Here is a 19,240-nt window from a genome sequence, read left to right on the forward strand (position 1 = left end):
TAAAAGGTACAATTGAATGAAAACCTCAAATCTGTACAAATCGGCATTTCTTGCCGGTTCTGTATGGCTGCTGGCAGGCGCCGTACATGCAACCTCCATTACCATCTCCTGTGGCGCTGTCGGTGCCGAACTACAACTGTGTGAAGAGGGCGTCGCCGCCTGGCGTGCCAAGACCGGCAATCATGTCGAACTGGTATCAACGCCTAACTCCTCTACGGAGCGTCTCTCGCTTTATCAGCAGCTTCTCTCGGCAGGTACTCAGGATATCGATGTTCTGCAGATAGATGTCGTCTGGCCGGGTATGTTGGCGCAGCATCTGCTGGATCTAAAGCCCTATACCAATGGCGCAGAGAATGATCACTTTGAGTCTCTGGTAATCAACAATACGGTGGATGACAAGCTGGTGGCGATGCCCTGGTTTACAGATGCCGGCGTTCTCTACTATCGCAAAGATCTGCTGGAGAAGTATCAGCAACCAGTACCGCAAACCTGGGAGCAACTGACTGATGTGGCAGAACATATTCAGGCTGAGGAGCGTAGTGCCGGTAATAACCAGATGTGGGGTTATGTGTGGCAGGGGCGTGCCTATGAAGGACTGACCTGCGATGCGCTGGAGTGGATCTACAGCTATAACGGCGGCACCATTGTTGATCAGGATGGCAACATCACCATCAACAATCCTCAGGCGATCGCAGCACTGGAAATGGCCAAAAGCTGGGTCAATAACATCTCACCTCCCGGAGTACTGAATTACGCAGAAGAGGAAGCACGCGGTGTCTTCCAGTCCGGTAACGCTGTATTCATGCGCAACTGGCCTTATGCCTGGACTCTGGCACAGAGTGAAGATAGCCCGATTCGCGGTCAGGTCGGTGTGGTTGCCCTGCCAAAAGGTGGCGAAGATGGACGAAATGCCGGAACACTGGGTGGCTGGCAATTGGCGGTTTCGCGCTATTCAAAGAACCCTGAAGTTGCAGCCGACCTGGTTAACTTCCTGACCAGCTATGAAGAGCAGAAACGCCGTGCCATCCAGGGCTCATATAACCCGACGATAGCCGCTCTTTATGAAGATGAAGAAGTTTTGGCGGAAGTGCCTTTCTTCGGTGAGCTGTATGAAACCTTCCTTAATGGTGTTCCGCGTCCGTCATCCTCCACGGGTAACAACTATGGCCGTGTCAGCAATGCCACCTTCAATGCAGTGCACAGTGTGCTGTCAGGTGGTCAATCTGCCGAAGAAGCGGTTGAAGATCTGGAAAGCCAGTTAAAACGCATGAGTCGGCGCGGCTGGTAAGTCGCACCTCTGTCACTGGCGGTGGTAGCCGCCAGTGGCCGATTTGATCTGAACTGGCGGGAGTCATCATTATGTCCAACACCCTCAACCCATCCTTGGCAGCAGAGCCTGCTCTTCGACCGCGTAAGACCAGACTACGATTGGTAAGGCAGCGCACACGCACGGCCTGGTTTTTCTTGCTACCGATGTTGGTAGTGCTGGCGGCTGTCGCCGGGTGGCCCTTGCTGCGCACCATCTGGTTCAGCTTTACTGATGCCAACCTGGGAAGTCTGACTGATTACAGCTTTATCGGCATCGAAAACTATCTGCTGTATGACGATGGCGTGTGGTATGGCGTGTTGGCCGATCCACTGTGGTGGCGTGCCGTCTGGAATACACTCTTTTTTACCGTGATATCGGTTTCTGCGGAAACATTCCTGGGCATCATTGTCGCGTTGACACTGAATGCCAAATTCCGGGGGCGTGCACTTGTACGTGCCGCGATCCTGATCCCCTGGGCGATTCCCACCATTGTATCGGCCCGCATGTGGGGCTGGATGTTGCATGACCAGTTCGGGATCCTGAATGATATCTTCATGACACTCGGGTTTATCAGTGAACCGCTCGCCTGGACGGCTGATCCCAGCCTGTCGATGTGGGCCGTGATCATGGTGGATGTCTGGAAAACCACGCCGTTCATGACACTGCTGACGCTGGCTGCTTTGCAGATGCTGCCATCCGACTGCTACGAAGCGGCTCGAGTGGACGGTATTCATCCGGTCAGGGTTTTCTTTAAAGTGACCATGCCTTTGATTGCACCGGCATTGATGGTCGCAGTGATCTTCAGGGTGCTGGATGCACTGCGCGTGTTTGACCTGATCTTCGTGCTGACCTCCAACAGCAGCGATACCATGTCGATGTCTGTCTATGCACGTCAGCAACTGGTTGAGTTTCAGGATGTCGGGTATGGTTCTGCCGCCTCAACGCTGCTGTTCCTGGTGATTGCGCTGTGCACTATCGCCTATCTCTATCTCGGACGTAAGCGGATGGGAGGCTACTGATGACTATTCAAACGATGCAAATGCGCCCTGCAACCCGAAAGTTGATCAAACATCTGCTGCTGCGTACAGCCTTCTGGCTGCTGATCCTGTCGATCATGATGTTTTCGGTCTTCCCTTTCTATTATGCGATATTGACCTCTTTCAAGAGCAGCGCACAGCTCTTCAATATTGATTATCTGATCACCAGCCTGAATTTCAGCAACTATCAGACGGTGTTGTCGCAGTCCTCCTTTGTGAAAAGTCTGTGGAACTCGCTGCTGGTGTCGACCCTGACGGTGGCGATCTCACTGCTGTTCGGCCTCACTGCCGCCTATGCGTTGGGACGCGTTGAGTTTCGCGGCCGCGGCACGGTGTTGCTGATCGTGCTGGCGGTGTCAATGTTCCCTCAGGTGGCTGTATTGTCCGGGCTGTTTGAAGTGATTCGCGCGCTGAACCTGTACAACAATCCACTGGGGCTGGTGTTCTCTTATACCATCTTTACGCTGCCCTTTACGGTCTGGGTGCTGACCACCTTCATGCGCCAGTTGCCGAAAGAGCTGGAAGAGGCCGCGATAGTCGATGGTGCCTCACCGGTGGTGACACTGTTCAAGGTGTTTATGCCACTGCTATGGCCTGCCATGGTCACGACCGGTCTGCTGGCATTCATCGCCGCGTGGAACGAGTTTCTGTTTGCCCTCACTTTCACACTGACCGATGACCAGCGCACGGTACCGGTGGCTATTGCGCTGATCAGTGGTGGTTCAGCCTATGAGCTGCCCTGGGGCATCATCATGGCGGCATCGGTAATTGTGACTGTACCGCTGGTGGTTCTGGTTCTGATTTTTCAACGTCGTATTGTCTCCGGTCTGACGGCCGGAGCGGTCAAAGGGTAATTCGAGGAGTATGCCCCCCATGTCTGCTGTGATAGAAAAAGCTGCTGCTATGCAAAACAATGATTGGTGGAAAGGTGGTGTGATCTATCAGATCTATCCTCGCAGCTTCATGGACAGCAATGGTGATGGTATCGGTGATCTGCCGGGCATCACCGCGAAACTGGATTATGTGGCGTCACTGGGCGTGGATGGTATCTGGCTGTCGCCTTTTTTCACCTCCCCGATGAAAGATTTCGGTTACGATGTTTCTGATTATCGCGGTGTTGATCCGCTGTTCGGGACGTTGGATGATTTTCGTGCGCTGGTAGCCAAGGCGCATGAGCTTGGCCTTCGCGTCACTATTGATCAGGTACTGAGCCATACGGCTGATGTGCATCCCTGGTTCCGTGAAAGTCGCCAGAATCGCGATAATGCCAAAGCTGACTGGTATGTCTGGGCTGATCCCAAGCCCGACGGCACTCCGCCAAACAATTGGTTGTCTATCTTCGGTGGTAGTGCCTGGACCTTTGATAGCCGTCGTCAGCAGTATTACCTGCACAACTTCCTGACCAGTCAGCCGGATCTGAATTTCCATAATCCGGATGTGCGTCAGGCGCAGTTGGATAACATGCGTTTCTGGCTGGATCTCGGTGTGAATGGTTTCCGATTGGATACTGTGAACTTCTACTTTCACAACGCCGCTCTGACCGACAACCCGCCGGTTCCTCAGGGGGGGGCGAAAACACTCGGTGCGCCGGCAACCAATCCTTACACCTGGCAGCGCCATGTGCATGATCTGAGCCAGCCGGAAAACCTGCTGTTCCTGCAGGATATCCGTCGCCTGCTGGATGAGTATCCCGGTGCGACCAGTGTTGGTGAGATAGGCGACGATAATCCGCTGGAGCGGATGGCGGAATATACCTCCGGCAACGACAAGTTGCATATGGCGTATACCTTCGACCTGCTCAACACACCACGCTCACCGGAGTATATTCGTGAAGTGATCGAACGTTTCCGTAGTATCGCCGGTGATGCCTGGCCCTGCTGGGCGTTGTCGAACCATGATGTGGTGCGTAGTGCCACGCGCTGGGGGGCTGAAAAGGGTGCCGAAGAAGGTGCTGACTATGCAAAAGTGATTCTGGCGATGCAGATGGCGTTGCGTGGCAGTGTCTGTCTTTATCAGGGGGAAGAGCTAGGATTGCCCGAGGCGGAAGTACCTTTTGAGCGTATTCAGGACCCCTATGGCATCCCTTTCTGGCCTGAGTTCAAAGGACGTGATGGCTGTCGTACACCGATGGTGTGGCAGCAGGCACCTCAGGGTGGTTTCTCCGAAGTTGAGCCCTGGCTGCCTGTGGACGAGCGCCATCTAGCTCTGTCGGTGGCACAACAGGAGGCAAGTGAAGACTCGATGCTGCAGGCGATGCGCCGGTTTATCTGCTGGCGCCGTGAGCAGCCTGCATTGCTTAAAGGAGATCTGGAGTTACTGCAGAACACAGGTGAGATGCTGTGCTGGATTCGCAGAACACCTGAGCAGGCGCTGCTGGTGGCGATCAATCTGACATCGTCGGAATTGACGCAGCCCTATACTGGCCCTGTAACACTGCTGCAGGGGCATGGCTTCAGCGGCACAGTTGTAAATGAGCAGATAGTGCTGCCGCCTTATCAGGCACTGTTTGCGGAAATTTAATGGAAACTCCGGGTGCCTGCACCCGGCTGGAGAGCACGATGGCAAGCGTCACACTGACAAAAATAAATAAAGCCTACGGCCCTGTTCACATCTTGCGTGATATAGATCTGACGATTGAAAATGGCGAGTTTGTTGTCTTTGTCGGCCCCTCCGGCTGCGGCAAATCAACGCTGTTGCGCCTGATTGCCGGTCTGGAAGAGATCTCTTCCGGTGATCTGCATATCGGTGGTGATCTGGTCAACCACCTGTCGCCCAAGGAGCGTGGAGTCGGGATGGTGTTTCAGTCCTACGCCCTCTATCCGCACATGACGGTGTATGAAAACATCGCCTTTGGCCTCAAACTGGCAAAAGAGAAGCCGCAGACCGTGCATGAGCGGGTGTCGAAAACCGCCGAGGTGTTGCAACTTGAGGCACTGCTTGAGCGTAAGCCCAAGGAGATGTCAGGTGGTCAGCGCCAGCGTGTGGCGATAGGTCGTGCCATGGCACGAGAGCCAAGGATCATGCTGTTTGATGAGCCGCTGTCAAACCTGGATGCTTCACTGCGTGTGCAGATGCGCACCGAGATCGCCAAACTGCATCAGCGCCTTAAATCCACCATGGTGTATGTGACCCATGATCAGGTGGAAGCGATGACCCTGGCCGACAAGATCGTGGTGCTGAATGCCGGTCGTGTGGAGCAGGTAGGCACCCCTTATGAGTTGTATGAGAATCCGGCTTCGGTTTTTGTGGCAGGCTTTATCGGTTCCCCAAAGATGAACTTTATCCATGGTACTTTGCTGACACCTGGGGTTTCGCAGTCACGAATCAGTATTGCAGGAGCAGGGGAGGTGGTTGCGGCCATTGACAGCAGCAGGCTGCAGAAAAATGCTCAGGTCACTCTGGGTGTCCGACCCGAACATCTGGCTCTGCGTCCGGCAACGGCTAAAGATGATGGGTTGGAAGTGATCAATGTCGAGTATCTGGGCAATGAGTCCTTTGTTTATCTGCAGCATCCCTGCGCTGAAGAGTTGCTGGTGGCCAGGGCTCCTGCCTATACCTCGATCAAAGTCGGTGACCTGGTGACGCTGGAGATCAGTCCTGAGCTGACCTACCTGTTCGATGACGCTGGCCTGGCTTTGCCGCGTACCCGTCTGACCGAGCAGAGCAGAGAGGTCGTGCATGGGTGATGAGAGTCAGGTCGTGGAGGAACCGCGTCGGCTGACCATCAAGGATATCGCATTGAAACTGAATGTCTCGACGGCGACCATATCCAATGCCTTCAACCGCCCGGATCAACTGTCTGAGCGGTTGCGCAAACGCATACTCGAGGACTGCCGCAAGCTGGGCTATGATGGCCCGAATGCGGCAGCGCGCAGCCTGCGTACCGGTCGCAGCGGTATCATTGGCGTCATGCTGACCGACAGTCTTGCGTACAGTATGAGCGATCCCGTTGCCAGCCAGTTTCTGGCCGGTGTCGGTGAGGTGCTGGATAAACAGCATTGCAATATGCTGTTGCTGCAGGTTAAGGATGAGGACAGCAGTTACAAGAGCCGCCAGATGGAATCGATGGTGGATGGCTTCATCATCTATGGCATCATGCGTAGCGGGCGTCAGTTTGAACGCCTGATGCAGCAGCAGAAGCGCACCGTGACGGTCGACTTCGATATGGATCAGTTCACCTCGGTCAATATCGAGAACTACTCCGGAGCCAGAGCCTCTGCTGAGCATGCCTTGAAGCATGGCCATCGACAGGTGGCGATACTGGGGCTACGCCTGATATCGGATCATCAGGTGGCACTGGTGAGTCATCGGCAACTGCTGAATTCGCGCCATTCCATAACTGTGCGCCGACTGGATGGTTATCTGGATGCATTGAGCCAGGCAGGACTCGATCCCGAGCAGGTGCCGATCTGGAATATTCCCGAAAACTCCCATCGTATTGCCTATCAGGTGGCCAGTGAAATACTCATGGGTCCCAATCGACCAAGTTTGCTGCTGTGCATGAGTGATCGTGTGGCACTGGCGGCGCTGCAGGTGGCGTTACAACTGAAGATAAAAGTGCCGGAAGAGCTGCACATCGTGGGCTTTGACGGTATCCCCGAAGGCAATAATCTGCACCCGTCTCTGACCACTGTGCATCAGCAGAGTGAGCAGAAAGGGCAGCTGGCTGCCAGAATTTTTCTGGGGCAGGAGGCGGATCGGGATGTGGTACTGCCGACACAGCTTGTCGTCAGAGAGAGTTGTCCGGCGGTTGATCCATAGCAAGAGCCAGGGCCGGACAACTGACAGTTTTCAGGGCTTGATCATCCACTCATGTGCTGGATCATTCTTGAATATCCATGTCCGTTCCGGGCCAGCCATCGTATTCAGATAATAGAGATCATAGCCGTGAGGTGCGCCGACCGGATGATAGCCTCTGGGTACCATGACCACCCCCCGGTCTTCGACCGTGATGGTTTCATCGAGACTGCGATCGTCGGTGTAGACACGCTGAAAGGCAAAGCCCTGCTGCGGGTTCAGCCGATGATAGTAGGTCTCCTCCAGATGTGTCTCAACTGGCTTGTCGTCTGTGTCGTGTTTATGCGGCGGATAGCTGGACCAGTTTCCATTGGGTGTGAAAACCTCAACCACCAGCAGTCGCTCTGCCGGGATCTCGTTGAACAGAATATTACAGACCCAACGCTCGTTACTGCCTTCGCCCCTTACGATATAGGCCAACTGCTCAGGTTTGATCAGTCGGGCGGGGTACTTCCCTTCGGCGGGGGCGCGAGACACCGCCAGCTCCAGATCGGTCAGGGCGGTCACCGTGAGTTGCTCATGCGGTGGGGCGTAGACGGCAAAAGGCGGCTGCTGTTCAAAGATCGACATGCGCTCGCCTATCCCCTGCCAGCTCTCCTGTGAGGTCGCGACATCAGCTTTGCCCGTCATCAGCACCAGACAGACTTCTGTCTGGTCTGTTGGCAGTGTGATGCTTTGCCCGGCTTGCAGCACATAGACCTCAAAGCCCACATATTGCCAGTTGGCAGAGGCAGGGGTGATGCGCTGGATGCAGCCCAGTTCATCCGGTGCCTGGGGCCTGGATAACAGATGTGACATGTTCATCCTCCTGATTTAAAGCGTGATCACCCGACCGCTGCTGGCTGATTCATAGGCTGCATCAGCCAGAACCAGCGCCATCAGGCCATCATGTTGATTGGCCAGCGGCTGCTCCTTACCCTGAACGGACTGTATGAAATTCTCCAGCTCCCTCTGATAGGCGGCAGCGTAGCGCTCCAGGAAAAAATGCTGAGGTTTTGCTGCAATGGCGCCGGAGGCATTGGTTACCACAAGGGTGCTTTCGCGCTGATTTTCCGCCTGAGCCATCCCTTTGGAACCCAGCACCTCAACGCGCTGATCATAGCCATAAGCTGCCCGTCGACTGTTGCTGATCTGGCACAGTTTACCGCTGGCGGTTTTCAGGGTGACCAGTGCGCTATCCACATCGCCATTGGCACCGATTTCGGGATCGATCAGACAACTGGCGGTGGCAAATACTTCTACTGGCTCTTCGCCAAGCAGCCAGCGTGCCATATCCAGATCGTGGATCATCATGTCGCGGAACAGGCCGCCTGAAGATCTGACATACTGCGCCGGTGGTGGTGAAGGATCACGACTGGTGATGGTGACCATCTCCAGTTTGCCAATCGCTTCTGAATCTATCTGTGCCTTGACTGCGCTGAAGTTCGGATCATAACGGCGGTTGAATCCGACCAGGCAGAGCACACCTGCCTTTTCTACATATTCAAGGCAGGCACGAGTTCTGTCGGCACTCAGATCTATCGGTTTTTCACAGAAGATCGCTTTGCCGGCGGCAGCGGCTTTTTCGATCAGATCCGCATGTGTATCGGTCGGGCTGGCAATGATCACGGCATGTATCTCAGGGTCTGCCAGAGCCTGAGTCACTGTTGTTACCTGTGCGTCATATTTATCTGCCAGTGTCTGAGCAGACTCTGCAAAAAGATCAACAACATAACGAAGGTTGGCATGAGCATGGGCAGCGACGTTGGCCGCATGAATGGCGCCGATACGGCCAGCACCAAACAGACAGAAATTCAGCATTATTATTCTCCGGTTTACAGGGTCAGGCCGGGTTATCGGCCATGGTTTTTTTATTATCCAATCGGTATGCGAGGCCGATCGACAAGGATTGAGCCAGGCATAAAGCGGGTGTCAGAGATCTGAAACCATGTACTTCGGATTCGGGCAGTGTGAAGGAGACGGTCGCATATCGGGCAAGTGGGCTCAGTTTGCTATCACTGATGACTAGAATCGGCACCCCTTTTTCGGAGGCGATACGGACTGTTTCATCGGTTTCCGATGCATAGGGCCGAAAACTGATGGCAATCAATACGTCCTGCTGACCGATGGAACTGGCCTGTTCGCGAATCATCCCGCCAACGTTATCCAGCAGATGGGCACGCCGATCGATATGGCGCAGCGCGTAGGCAAAATAGGCCGCAGGCACGAAGGAGCGACGCATGCCGATGATATGGGTGGCTTCGGCACGCGCCAGAAGGTCAATCGCCCGCTCCAGCTCTTCTGCCGGTGTGATCTCCTCCAGCGCCTGGAGTGCCAGCGAGTCGGCATGCACGAACTCACCCAGCAGTTGAACGGGTGATTGGGTGCCGGGATCACCGAGCCGTTCACGCGCGATGCGAATACGTTCGGTATAGCTGGGGCTCTCCTGCAGCAGCTTTTGCTGGAACAGGCTCTGCATCTCGCTGAACCCGCTGTAGCCAAATGCATTGGCAAAGCGGACCAGAGTGGAGGGGTGTACCTGTGCATCCTGCGCGATCACGGTCACTGTACCAAAAGCGATCTCGTTGGGATGGTCTATCAGATACTGAGCCACCTGGCGCAAACGCTTGCTGAGGCTGTCGTAGCGCTCGGTGATCGCTGTCTGCAGATCGCTCAGTGTTGCCGGCGTTGTCATGGGATGGTTCATAGCGAGTCCTGTTCCAGAATTGATGTCACTCAAAGTCTAAATGGAATAAATTTTCCAGAATGACTTTTCAGAATGGTAGCGTGGACTGACCGTACCAGCAAACACAACCTGGAATATTCAGGTGTGCAGGGGTTCATACAGATGTTGAACCCCTGCCGTTGCTGAATCAGCGAACTTCACCCGCCAGTTTTTCAACCAGTGCAATGTTGTCTGCGGTAATGAACCCCGGGCCTGAGTTCATGTGGTTGCTGGGTATGATGCCGTAGCGGCTATAGAGCGACAGCATGATCACTGGCATATAGCCCTGCAGGTAGGGCTGTTGATCAATGGCGAAGGCAATGGTGCCTGACTTGATTGCGTCACTGATCTCGCTGCTCAGGTCAAAAGTTGCGAAGTGCAGATCATCTGTACGACGAGTCGATTCCAGCGCTCTGATGGTGGGGTGAGCCGAGTTGGGACCCAATGCCAGGATACCGTTCACATCTGCATTCTGACGCAGATAAGCTTCAACACGGCGCTGTACTTCGGTCGGGTCGTCACCGGTATCGATCATCCGACCATCCAGTGGGATACCCAGCCCATCGGCATACCCCTGACAGCGCTCGACTGATGCGGGGTTGGTGATGTAGTGGTTGACGCACACAAAGTCAGAGACTCCGGCCATGCGTGCCTGTAGCCCTGCACCATAGCCTGCATCGTATTCCGGCTGACCGATGTGCAGCAGTGCCCCCAGCTCTTCGCTCTGCTGGTGGGTACCTGAATTGATGGTGATGACCGGAATCCCGCGGCGCACAGCATTTTGGATCGGGCCAGAGAGAACGTCAAAGTCGGCAATGCTGACGATGATGCCGTCAGGATTTGAGGCGGTGGCCTGCTCGACGATGCGCGCCATATCGGCAAGATCGCCCGTGGTGGGGTTGCGGTACTCGACCTTAGCATTGACGGCATCACCAGCTTCACTTACAGCATTGCGGATGGTGTTCCACCAGGAGTCTGAATCGGGCGCATGGCTGATCAGTACAAATCTTTCCTGAGCCATCACACTGATCGGGGCCGCGACGGTGGCCAGAACCAGCAGACTGGTTGAGATCAGTGTGCAGAGTTTTCTTATTAGGGGTTTCATTCGTATCTCCTCGCTGGGTGCGTTGTTGAAAGGAGCGCTGCTGTAGGTTCATACCTGCTGCAGTGTCTTTCGTCACCCGGTTAATATGAAATTATTATTCTCTAACGAGTAAAAATGGAAAATTAATTCCATTCGATTGAAAAGATGACCCTGCAGCAGGTTTTTGTCAAGCGGGAAATCAAAAAATAAAAAATTATTTCCATGTCGTTTGACAAATAGAAAATTTATTCTATTATTGGTCTCAATGGAACGCTGATCAAAACTCATGCACCGGGTGATCCCGGTGGGCAGATGAGCAATCAGAAAAGATCAGCGCAGACATTCACAGTTGAAGCAGCCTTACATAACAACAAACAATGAGGTGTCCTTGACATGTCGGTTACAACTAGCCCCGATATCCGGTCTGGTAAAGATCTGGATACGTCTCCTGACGAGCGACTGCGTAAAGTCTCTGTCCTGAATAAACTGCTCAGCAGACCTGAGCTCGGCTCCATCTCCGGCGCCATCCTCGTGTTTGCCTTTTTTATCATTGTCGCCGGTGATTCCGGTATGTTCAGCCCCGATGGCATCATGAACTGGAGCACGGTTTCCGCGCAACTGGGGATCATCGCCATCGCCGCCTGCCTGTTGATGATCAGCGGAGAGTTTGACCTCTCGATCGGGTCGATGATCGGTTTTGCCGGCATGATGATCGCCATACCCTCCATCTACTGGGGCTGGCCGGTCTGGAGTTCCATTATTTTCGCCTTCACCCTGGCGCTATCGATCGGATTTCTGATCGGCTACATCGTCGTGCGTACCGGGTTGCCGTCCTTTATTGTCAGTCTGGCATTTCTATTTATTTTGCGTGGTCTGACGATTGCGCTCTCCATCATGTTCACCAATCGCACGATAGTGGGTGGTGTGCGTGAAGCTGCCGAGGGGGATCTGCTGGCTGCAGCCTTTGGTGGAAAGATTGGTGGCTGGTTCTTTGAATGGCTGGCGACTCAGGGCTGGATCGCCACCTATCGTGACGGAGCGCCAATCGTTGAAGGTATTCCGATGGTGATTGTCTGGTGGTTGCTGCTGGCGCTGGTGTGCAGCTGGATCCTGCTCAGAACCAAATATGGCAACTGGATTTTTGCCACGGGTGGTGATGCCAAGGCAGCCAAGAACGTCGGTGTGCCAACGGATCGTGTCAAAATCTCTCTGTTCATGTTCACAGCCTTCTGCGCCACGGTACTGGCAGCCTGCCAGGTGTTCGAATTCGGCTCGGCGGCGGCTGATCGCGGCTTGCTGAAAGAGTTTGAAGCGATCATTGCGGTGGTGATCGGTGGTGCCCTGCTGACCGGGGGATACGGATCAGTCATAGGGGCCTGTTTCGGTGCCCTGATATTTGGTGTGGTGCAGATGGGTATCTATTTTTCAGGGATCGATTCTGATTGGTTCCGAGTGTTCCTGGGCGCGATGCTGCTGGCAGCCGTGATGTTCAATAATGTGATTCGCAAGCGCGTCACCGAGGCTCGCTGAGCCAATTGACCGGGAGAGAGACGATGAGTGAATTCATCATTGAACTGAAAAATGTCAGCCGTTACTTCGGTAGTGTGATTGCGCTGAAAGATATCAATATGCAGGTGAAGCTCGGCGAAGTGCACTGCCTGCTGGGAGATAACGGAGCCGGCAAGTCTACCTTGATCAAAACGCTGGCTGGCGTGCACAAGCCAAGCGAGGGTGAATATCTGTATGAAGGCAACCCTGTCAGATTCAAATCACCCAGAGATGCACTGGATTACGGTATTGCCACGGTGTATCAGGATCTGGCTCTGGTACCTTTGATGAGTGTGACGCGTAACTTCTTTATGGGGCGCGAAATCACCAAAGGCTGGGGGCCTTTCAAGCAGTTTGATACACAAAGGGCCAACAGTATTGCCCAGCAGGGATTGGCGGATATGGGGATCCATGTGCGTGACCCAGAGCAGGCAATCGGCACCATGTCGGGTGGTGAACGCCAGTGTCTGGCCATCGCCCGTGCCATTCATTTCGGGGCCAAGGTGCTGATTCTGGATGAGCCGACGGCGGCGCTGGGGGTCAAGCAGTGCGCCAATGTACTCAAAGTGGTCGCTCAGGCGCGTGCTCGAGGTCTGGCTGTGATCCTCATCACGCACAATGTTCATCATGCCTATCCTGTTGCAGACAGGTTCACCCTGCTCAATCGTGGGCAGAGTCTGGGCACCTTCCTGAAATCCGAAGTCACGCGTGAACAGGTGCTCGAGATGATGGCCGGTGGTGAGGAGATGGAAAAACTGGAGGCTGAACTGGCGGAATTTACGCGTATTGACAGCACACAGGCAGCGAGTGCATGAGCCCCGCATTGAAACGATCAGGAAGCATGATATGAAACAGGTTCGTATAGGTTTGATCGGGACTGGCTATATGGGTAAGGCGCATGCCATCGCCTTCAAGGCGGCGCCTACGGTTTTTCCGCTCAGTGGTGCTGTTCAGTGCGAGTTGCTGGCTGAAGTATCTGATGAGCTGGCCTCTGCCAAGGCGGTTGAACTGGGCTTTCGGCGTGCCACCGGCGACTGGCGCTCGCTGGTGACAGATCCTGAAGTGGATGTTGTAGATATCTGCTCGCCCAACTTCCTGCATAAGGAGATGGCTTTGGCAGCCATTGCTGCCGGTAAAAGTGTTTATTGCGAAAAGCCATTGGCACTGAATGCTCAGGATGCACTGGAAATGGCCGAGGCGGCGGAAAGGGCTGGCGTGAAAACGCTGGTGGGATTCAATTACATCAGGAATCCAGCTGCTCAACTGGCGAAGGAGATTATTGCGGCAGGTGAAATCGGTGAAGTGCTTCATTTTCGCGGTACGCATAATGAGGATTACCTGGCTGATCCCGGCGCGCCGCATAGCTGGCGCTTGACCAGGGAGCTGTCCGGCAGTGGTGTGCTGGGTGATATGGGGTCTCACATCATCAATATGGCGCAGTATCTGGTCGGTGAGATAGCTCAGGTCAATGGGGATCTGCAAACCGTGATCGAGCAGCGTCCCGTGTCGGGTAGTCAGCAGCAGATGCTGGCTGTCGAGAACGAGGATCAGGCGCATGCGATGATTCGATTTGCTTCAGGTGCGATAGGTACTCTGGAAACCAGCCGTATCGCCTGGGGACGCAAGATGGGTCTGACCTTCGAGGTCACCGGCAGCAAGGGCTCTCTGGTGTTTGATCAGGAACGTCTGAGTGAGCTGCGCTTGTTCACCTCATCCGACCCGCAGAACCGTCAGGGTTTTCGTACCATCCTGATGGGGCCTGAACATCCCGATTATGTGCACTTCTGCGCAGGGGCAGGGCACGGCATAGGTTACAACGACCAGAAGATCATAGAGGTGCGCGATCTAGTGGAGGGGTTGCTGGCCGACAAGCCGATGTGGCCGGATTTTCGTGCAGCCTACGCTGTTAATCGTGTGATCGATGCCTGGGAGCAGTCGCACGCGCAAGGGCAGTGGATCAGTCTGTGATCCCGTCTTTCACAGGAGTTATGAATTTATGACACAAAGATCAACTTCTCAATCTGCGCAGCGCCCGCTCGACGTTATCTGTCTGGGGCGTGCAGCGGTGGATCTTTATTCTGAACAGGTTGGCAGCCGTCTTGAGGATGTGAGCAGCTTTGCCAAGTATCTGGGGGGCTCGTCCGCAAACATCGCTTATGGAACGGCTCGTCTGGGCCTGAAGTCAGCCATGCTGACCCGCGTCGGCGATGAACATATGGGCCGGTTTGTAAGGGAAGAACTCAGCCGGGCAGGCGTGGATGTAAGCCATGTCGTGACGGACCCCGAACGACTGACAGGGCTGGTGATTCTCGGAATCAAGGACAAGGATACCTTTCCGCTGATTTTCTATCGCAACGACTGTGCCGATATGGCCCTGAGCCCGGAGGATTTCACACCTGAGTTCATTGCTTCAAGCAAGGCGCTTCTGATCACCGGTACTCACTTCTCCACACCGGGCACCTATAAATCCAGCCGTACCGCCATGGATTATGCCAGACAGTCCGGTACGCGGATTATTCTGGATATCGATTACCGGCCAGTTCTCTGGGGGCTTACCGGGCCGGGTGAGGGCGAAAACAGATTTGTGTCGTCCGCGACGGTGACCGAGCATCTGCAAAGTATCTTGCCGGATCTTGATCTGATCGTCGGAACGGAAGAGGAGGTGCATATCGCTGGTGGCAGTGAAGATACGCTGACGGCACTGCGCCGGATTCGACAGCTCACCGATGCAACGATTGTGCTCAAGCTGGGCCCACAGGGCTGCACTGTACTGGAGGGTGATATACCGGACAGCATCAGTGATTTTGAAGTACACAGGGGTGTTCAGGTCGATGTGCTGAATGTGCTGGGAGCGGGGGATGCCTTTATGTCTGGCTTCCTGCGGGGCTGGATCAGCGATGAATCACCTGAGCGCTGTTGTGCCTATGCTAACGCCTGCGGTGCGCTGGTTGTCTCGCGCCATGCCTGTGCCCCCGCCATCCCGGATGCCAAGGAGTTGGATGATTATCTGAGCCGGGCTGCAAGCATTGCCCGACCGGATCAGGACGGCCACCTGAATCGCATGCACCGTGTGGCTGGTCGACGCCGTTCAAACTGGAAGGATATCTATGGTCTGGCCTTTGATCATCGCAAGCAACTGTTTGATATGGCGCGTGAAACCGGTGCAGATCCGCAGCGGATCAAACATCTGAAAATGCTGTTGATTCAGGCTGCCGAGCAGGGGGCTGTGCGTGGTGGTGTCGCACAACAGGTCGGTGTTCTTATCGATGACACCTATGGTCAGGATGCCCTGAACGAGGTGACGGGCAGAGGCTGGTGGATTGGTCGTCCTGTCGAGTTGCCATCTTCCGTACCGCTGGAATTGGAGGGGGGGAGGTCAATCGGCTCCCGACTGCGCCACTGGCCCATCGATCATATCGTCAAATGTCTGGTGTTTTATCACCCGGATCAGCCGGTAGCACTTCGACTGCAACAGGAGCGGCAGGTCAGTGAGCTTTATCAGGCCTGCATGGCTTCAGGCCATGAACTGTTGCTTGAACTGATTCCCCCGCAGGATATGTCACAGGATGATATGACTCTGCCGCGAGCACTGCAGCGCTTCTATAACCTGGGGGTGTTTCCCGACTGGTGGAAGCTGCCCGCACCGTCACGAACCACCTGGCAACATCTCACAGCGCTGATAGCTGAGCGTGATCCCAGCTGTCATGGAGTGGTACTGCTCGGTCTGGATGCCCCGCTTGCCGACCTGAAACGGGAGTTTAACCACAGTGCCGGGTTCGATATCTGCAGGGGCTTTACGGTTGGCAGAACACTTTTTGGCGTGCCCAGTCGTGCATGGCTGGCCAATGAGATAGATGACGAGATGCTGATACGGCAGGTCAGTGATAATTATCTTGAATTAATTCAGTGCTGGCAGGCGCGTAACGCCAATGACTCACTGACGGTGGAGGTTTGACATGGCGACCATAAGATTGACCATGGCACAGGCGCTGGTGCGGTTTCTGGCGGCGCAGAAGATCGATACGGGAGAGGCGATATATCCGCTGTTTGAAGGGGTATTCGGTATCTTCGGACATGGCAATGTTGCTGGCCTGGGTGAAGCGCTGCATCAATATCGGGAGCAGCTCCCCACCTACAGAGCCCATAACGAACAGGGGATGGCACATGCAGCCATCGCCTTTGCCAAGGCTCACCGTCGTCAGCGCATGATGGCCTGTACCAGTTCCATAGGTCCGGGTGCGACCAATATGGTGACCGCTGCGGCGCTGGCACACGCCAACCGCTTACCGGTGCTGTTTCTGCCCGGTGATGTCTTTGCGGGCCGCACGCCTGATCCGGTGCTGCAGCAGGTGGAGCACTTCGGCGAGCCGACCATCAGTGTCAATGATTGCTTCCGGCCAGTGAGTCGTTACTTTGACAGGATCACCAGGCCCGAGCAGATCATCACCAGTTTGCCAGCCGCCATCCAGACTCTCTTGGATCCGGCAGACTGCGGCCCGGCAACGCTGGCGTTGTGTCAGGATGTTCAGGCAGAAGCCTATGATTATCCACAATGGTTCTTTGCTGAGGTGGTGCATCGCATCCGTCGCCCACAGCCAGAGCCTCAGGAGCTGATGCGGGTGCTGAACCTGCTGAAAGACTCACTCCGCCCTCTGCTGATTGCCGGCGGTGGCGTGCACTATTCTCAGGCGACTGAGCAGCTCAAAGCCTTTGCCGAGAAGTTCGGTATCCCTGTGGCTGAAACTCAGGCGGGCAAAGGGGCCATGAACTGGGACCATCCTCTGTCACTGGGGGCCATCGGTGTGACAGGGACTGCCGCAGCCAACGCCATGGCGGCCGATGCCGATCTGATACTGGCAGTGGGTACGCGATTACAGGACTTCACTACGGCATCACGGACTCTGGTGCAGCCTGCCTCAGCAAAACTGGTGCAGCTTAATGTCGGACGCTTTGATGCCATGAAGCATCAGGCTATCCCGTTGCAGAGCGATGCGATGGCGGGTCTTGACGCACTGAATCGTGGATTGGGCAACTGGCGCAGCCATAAGGAGTGGCCTGTCAGAGCGCGACAGGAGGCCTCTGCCTGGCATGATTATTACGATCAGGTAACCGCTGAGTCAGGTGTTGAATCGCCCACCGGATTACCGACCGATGCGCAGGTGCTGGGTGCGGTCAAGCGTCAGAGCCATGCCAGAGATGTTGTGGTCTGTGCTGCGGGAGGCTTGCCGGGTGAGCTGCACAAGCTCTGGCGCACTGAAGATCCCGATAGTTATCACGTCGAGTATGGCTTCTCCTGCATGGGGTACGAGATTGCCGGAGGGTTGGGCGTCAAAATGGCGTGTCCTGATCGTGAGGTGATGGTTGTTGTGGGTGATGGCTCCTACATGATGCTCAACGCCGAGCTGGCCACCAGTGTCATGATGGGTCATAAGCTCATCGTGGTGGTGCTGGATAACCGTGGTTTTGGCTGCATCAATCGCCTGCAGCAGGCAACGGGTGGTGTCCCCTTCAACAATCTGCTGGAAGACTGCTTCAGCGTACCCGAAGGGGCACCGAAGATCGATTTTGCCGCCCATGCCCGGGCGATGGGGGCAGAGGCAGAAAAGGTCAATGGCATTGCCGAGCTTGAAGCAGCTCTGCAGCGTGCCCGTGCGTCCAGGAGTTCCTATCTGATCTCCCTTGATACAGACCCCTACGTCACGACGACAGGCGGCATGTGGTGGGATGTTGCTGTTCCTGAGGTGTCATCGCGGGAGGCAGTCACTACCGCTCTGCAGAGCTATCGCCTCAATAAGCATAAGCAGCCCTATTGAAACCCTGAACTTACATAAAAATAACGCTAGAGAATTTAATCATGAGTGTACGCCTCGGTATCAACCCGCTGACCTGGACTAACGATGATATGCCTGCATTGGGCGCGGAAACGCCCCTCGAAACCTGTCTCAGTGAAGGCAGGCTGGCAGGCTACTCGGGTTTTGAACTGGGTAATAAATTCCCCCGTACCCCTGAAGCACTGGGCCCTGTTCTGCGTGATCATGACCTTGATCTGGTCTCCGGATGGTACAGCAGCCAGCTTTTGACCCGCAGTGCTGAGGAAGAGATCGCTGCCCTGTCGGATCATCTGCACCTGCTGAAAAGCCTGGGATCGAAGGTGATGGTGTTCTGTGAAGTGACTGGTTGTGTGCATGGTGATCAGTCCACGCCTGTGTCCCGCCGCCCCGTCATGACGGATGCACAGTGGCAGATACTGACCGAACGCCTGAATCTGGTGGCTGAGTACTGCCTGCAGCAGGGGGTGAGAATTGCCTATCACCACCATATGGGAACTGTAGTGGAGAGTGCCGACGATGTGCGGCGTCTGATGGATAACACAAACAGTGCCGTTAGCTTACTGCTGGATACGGGCCATATGATGTTTGCCGGAGGTGACCCGCTGCAGTTGCAGCGTGAGTATGCTGAGCGTATCTGTCACGTGCATTGTAAGGATATTCGGCCAGATGTGCTGGCGGATGTGAAAAACCGCGACCTCAGTTTTCTCAATGCCGTGCTCAATGGCACTTTCACTGTGCCGGGTGATGGCTGCATCGACTATGTAACGCTGTTCAGGGGTTTGAAAAGCAGTGCCTATAAAGGCTGGTTGGTGGTCGAGGCAGAGCAGGATCCTGCTGTGGCCCATCCGCTGACCTACGCGAAAATGGGGCATGCCGGATTGACCGCAGCCTGTGCTGAAGCAGGGCTGGAGATACTGCCCTGAACACAAC

Annotated in this window: 16 protein-coding genes; 12 read left to right on the plus strand and 4 right to left on the minus strand. The window is 55.0% G+C overall.

What is annotated here, in order from left to right; translation table 11 throughout:
- Positions 1-16: 16 nt before the first annotated feature.
- The 6 genes from ACK3CJ_RS05225 (at position 17) to ACK3CJ_RS05250 (ending at position 7,107) form a co-directional block, all read left to right on the plus strand.
- Positions 17-1,288, plus strand: coding sequence for an ABC transporter substrate-binding protein (locus tag ACK3CJ_RS05225; protein WP_409525374.1), 1,272 nt, complete (start codon positions 17-19; stop codon positions 1,286-1,288).
- A gap of 71 nt (positions 1,289-1,359) precedes the next feature.
- On the plus strand, positions 1,360-2,328 hold the full coding sequence (locus ACK3CJ_RS05230) for a carbohydrate ABC transporter permease (protein ID WP_409525375.1): 969 nt from the start codon (positions 1,360-1,362) through the stop codon (positions 2,326-2,328).
- Between the two features lie 20 nt (positions 2,329-2,348).
- A complete protein-coding gene (locus tag ACK3CJ_RS05235; RefSeq protein WP_409526550.1) occupies positions 2,349-3,200 on the plus strand; it encodes a carbohydrate ABC transporter permease in 852 nt (283 codons plus the stop codon).
- Positions 3,201-3,249: 49 nt separating this feature from the next.
- Positions 3,250-4,866, plus strand: a complete 1,617-nt coding sequence (locus tag ACK3CJ_RS05240) for an alpha-amylase family glycosyl hydrolase (RefSeq protein WP_409526551.1) — start codon at positions 3,250-3,252, stop codon at positions 4,864-4,866.
- A gap of 38 nt (positions 4,867-4,904) precedes the next feature.
- Entirely contained in the window at positions 4,905-6,032 is a 1,128-nt protein-coding gene (locus ACK3CJ_RS05245) for an ABC transporter ATP-binding protein (protein WP_409525376.1), read from the plus strand.
- On the plus strand, positions 6,025-7,107 hold the full coding sequence (locus ACK3CJ_RS05250) for a LacI family DNA-binding transcriptional regulator (protein ID WP_409525377.1): 1,083 nt from the start codon (positions 6,025-6,027) through the stop codon (positions 7,105-7,107). Before ACK3CJ_RS05245 ends, ACK3CJ_RS05250 begins: the two co-directional genes overlap by 8 nt.
- Before the next feature lie 30 nt (positions 7,108-7,137).
- On the opposite strand, the gene iolB is transcribed toward ACK3CJ_RS05250, so the two are convergent.
- The 4 genes from iolB to ACK3CJ_RS05270 all read right to left on the minus strand — a co-directional run bounded on the left by iolB (position 7,138) and on the right by ACK3CJ_RS05270 (position 10,952).
- Entirely contained in the window at positions 7,138-7,941 is an 804-nt protein-coding gene (iolB, locus tag ACK3CJ_RS05255) for a 5-deoxy-glucuronate isomerase (protein WP_409525378.1), read from the minus strand.
- 15 nt (positions 7,942-7,956) lie between these two features.
- Complete coding sequence (gene iolG / locus ACK3CJ_RS05260; RefSeq protein ID WP_409525379.1) at positions 7,957-8,943, minus strand: inositol 2-dehydrogenase; 987 nt, start codon at positions 8,941-8,943, stop codon at positions 7,957-7,959.
- 22 nt (positions 8,944-8,965) lie between these two features.
- The gene (locus ACK3CJ_RS05265; RefSeq protein WP_409525380.1) at positions 8,966-9,829 is read right to left on the minus strand and encodes a MurR/RpiR family transcriptional regulator; all 864 of its coding nucleotides are present in this window, start codon (positions 9,827-9,829) and stop codon (positions 8,966-8,968) included.
- A 166-nt stretch (positions 9,830-9,995) separates the two neighbouring features.
- Positions 9,996-10,952 (minus strand): sugar ABC transporter substrate-binding protein, encoded by a 957-nt coding sequence (locus tag ACK3CJ_RS05270; RefSeq protein ID WP_409525381.1) that lies wholly within the window; start codon positions 10,950-10,952, stop codon positions 9,996-9,998.
- Positions 10,953-11,324: 372 nt separating this feature from the next.
- Here ACK3CJ_RS05270 and ACK3CJ_RS05275 point away from each other — a divergent pair, with 372 nt between their 5' ends.
- Genes ACK3CJ_RS05275 through iolE form a run of 6 tightly spaced genes read left to right on the plus strand, consistent with a single transcriptional unit; the run spans position 11,325 to position 19,233 of the window.
- Positions 11,325-12,461, plus strand: coding sequence for an ABC transporter permease (locus tag ACK3CJ_RS05275; protein WP_409525382.1), 1,137 nt, complete (start codon positions 11,325-11,327; stop codon positions 12,459-12,461).
- Positions 12,462-12,484: 23 nt separating this feature from the next.
- On the plus strand, positions 12,485-13,294 hold the full coding sequence (locus ACK3CJ_RS05280) for an ATP-binding cassette domain-containing protein (protein ID WP_409525383.1): 810 nt from the start codon (positions 12,485-12,487) through the stop codon (positions 13,292-13,294).
- Positions 13,295-13,325: 31 nt separating this feature from the next.
- Positions 13,326-14,447 carry a Gfo/Idh/MocA family protein gene (locus ACK3CJ_RS05285; protein ID WP_409525384.1) on the plus strand — a complete coding sequence of 374 codons (1,122 nt, stop codon included), beginning with the start codon at positions 13,326-13,328 and terminating at the stop codon, positions 14,445-14,447.
- A gap of 28 nt (positions 14,448-14,475) precedes the next feature.
- A complete protein-coding gene (locus ACK3CJ_RS05290; RefSeq protein WP_409525385.1) occupies positions 14,476-16,434 on the plus strand; it encodes a bifunctional 5-dehydro-2-deoxygluconokinase/5-dehydro-2-deoxyphosphogluconate aldolase in 1,959 nt (652 codons plus the stop codon).
- A gap of 1 nt (position 16,435) precedes the next feature.
- The gene (gene iolD / locus ACK3CJ_RS05295; protein ID WP_409525386.1) at positions 16,436-18,292 is read left to right on the plus strand and encodes a 3D-(3,5/4)-trihydroxycyclohexane-1,2-dione acylhydrolase (decyclizing); all 1,857 of its coding nucleotides are present in this window, start codon (positions 16,436-16,438) and stop codon (positions 18,290-18,292) included.
- A gap of 41 nt (positions 18,293-18,333) precedes the next feature.
- Entirely contained in the window at positions 18,334-19,233 is a 900-nt protein-coding gene (gene iolE / locus ACK3CJ_RS05300; RefSeq protein ID WP_409525387.1) for a myo-inosose-2 dehydratase, read from the plus strand.
- Positions 19,234-19,240 lie beyond the last annotated feature (7 nt).

Source organism: Nitrincola salilacus, from assembly GCF_046271865.1.
Classification (GTDB): domain Bacteria; phylum Pseudomonadota; class Gammaproteobacteria; order Pseudomonadales; family Balneatricaceae; genus Nitrincola; species Nitrincola salilacus.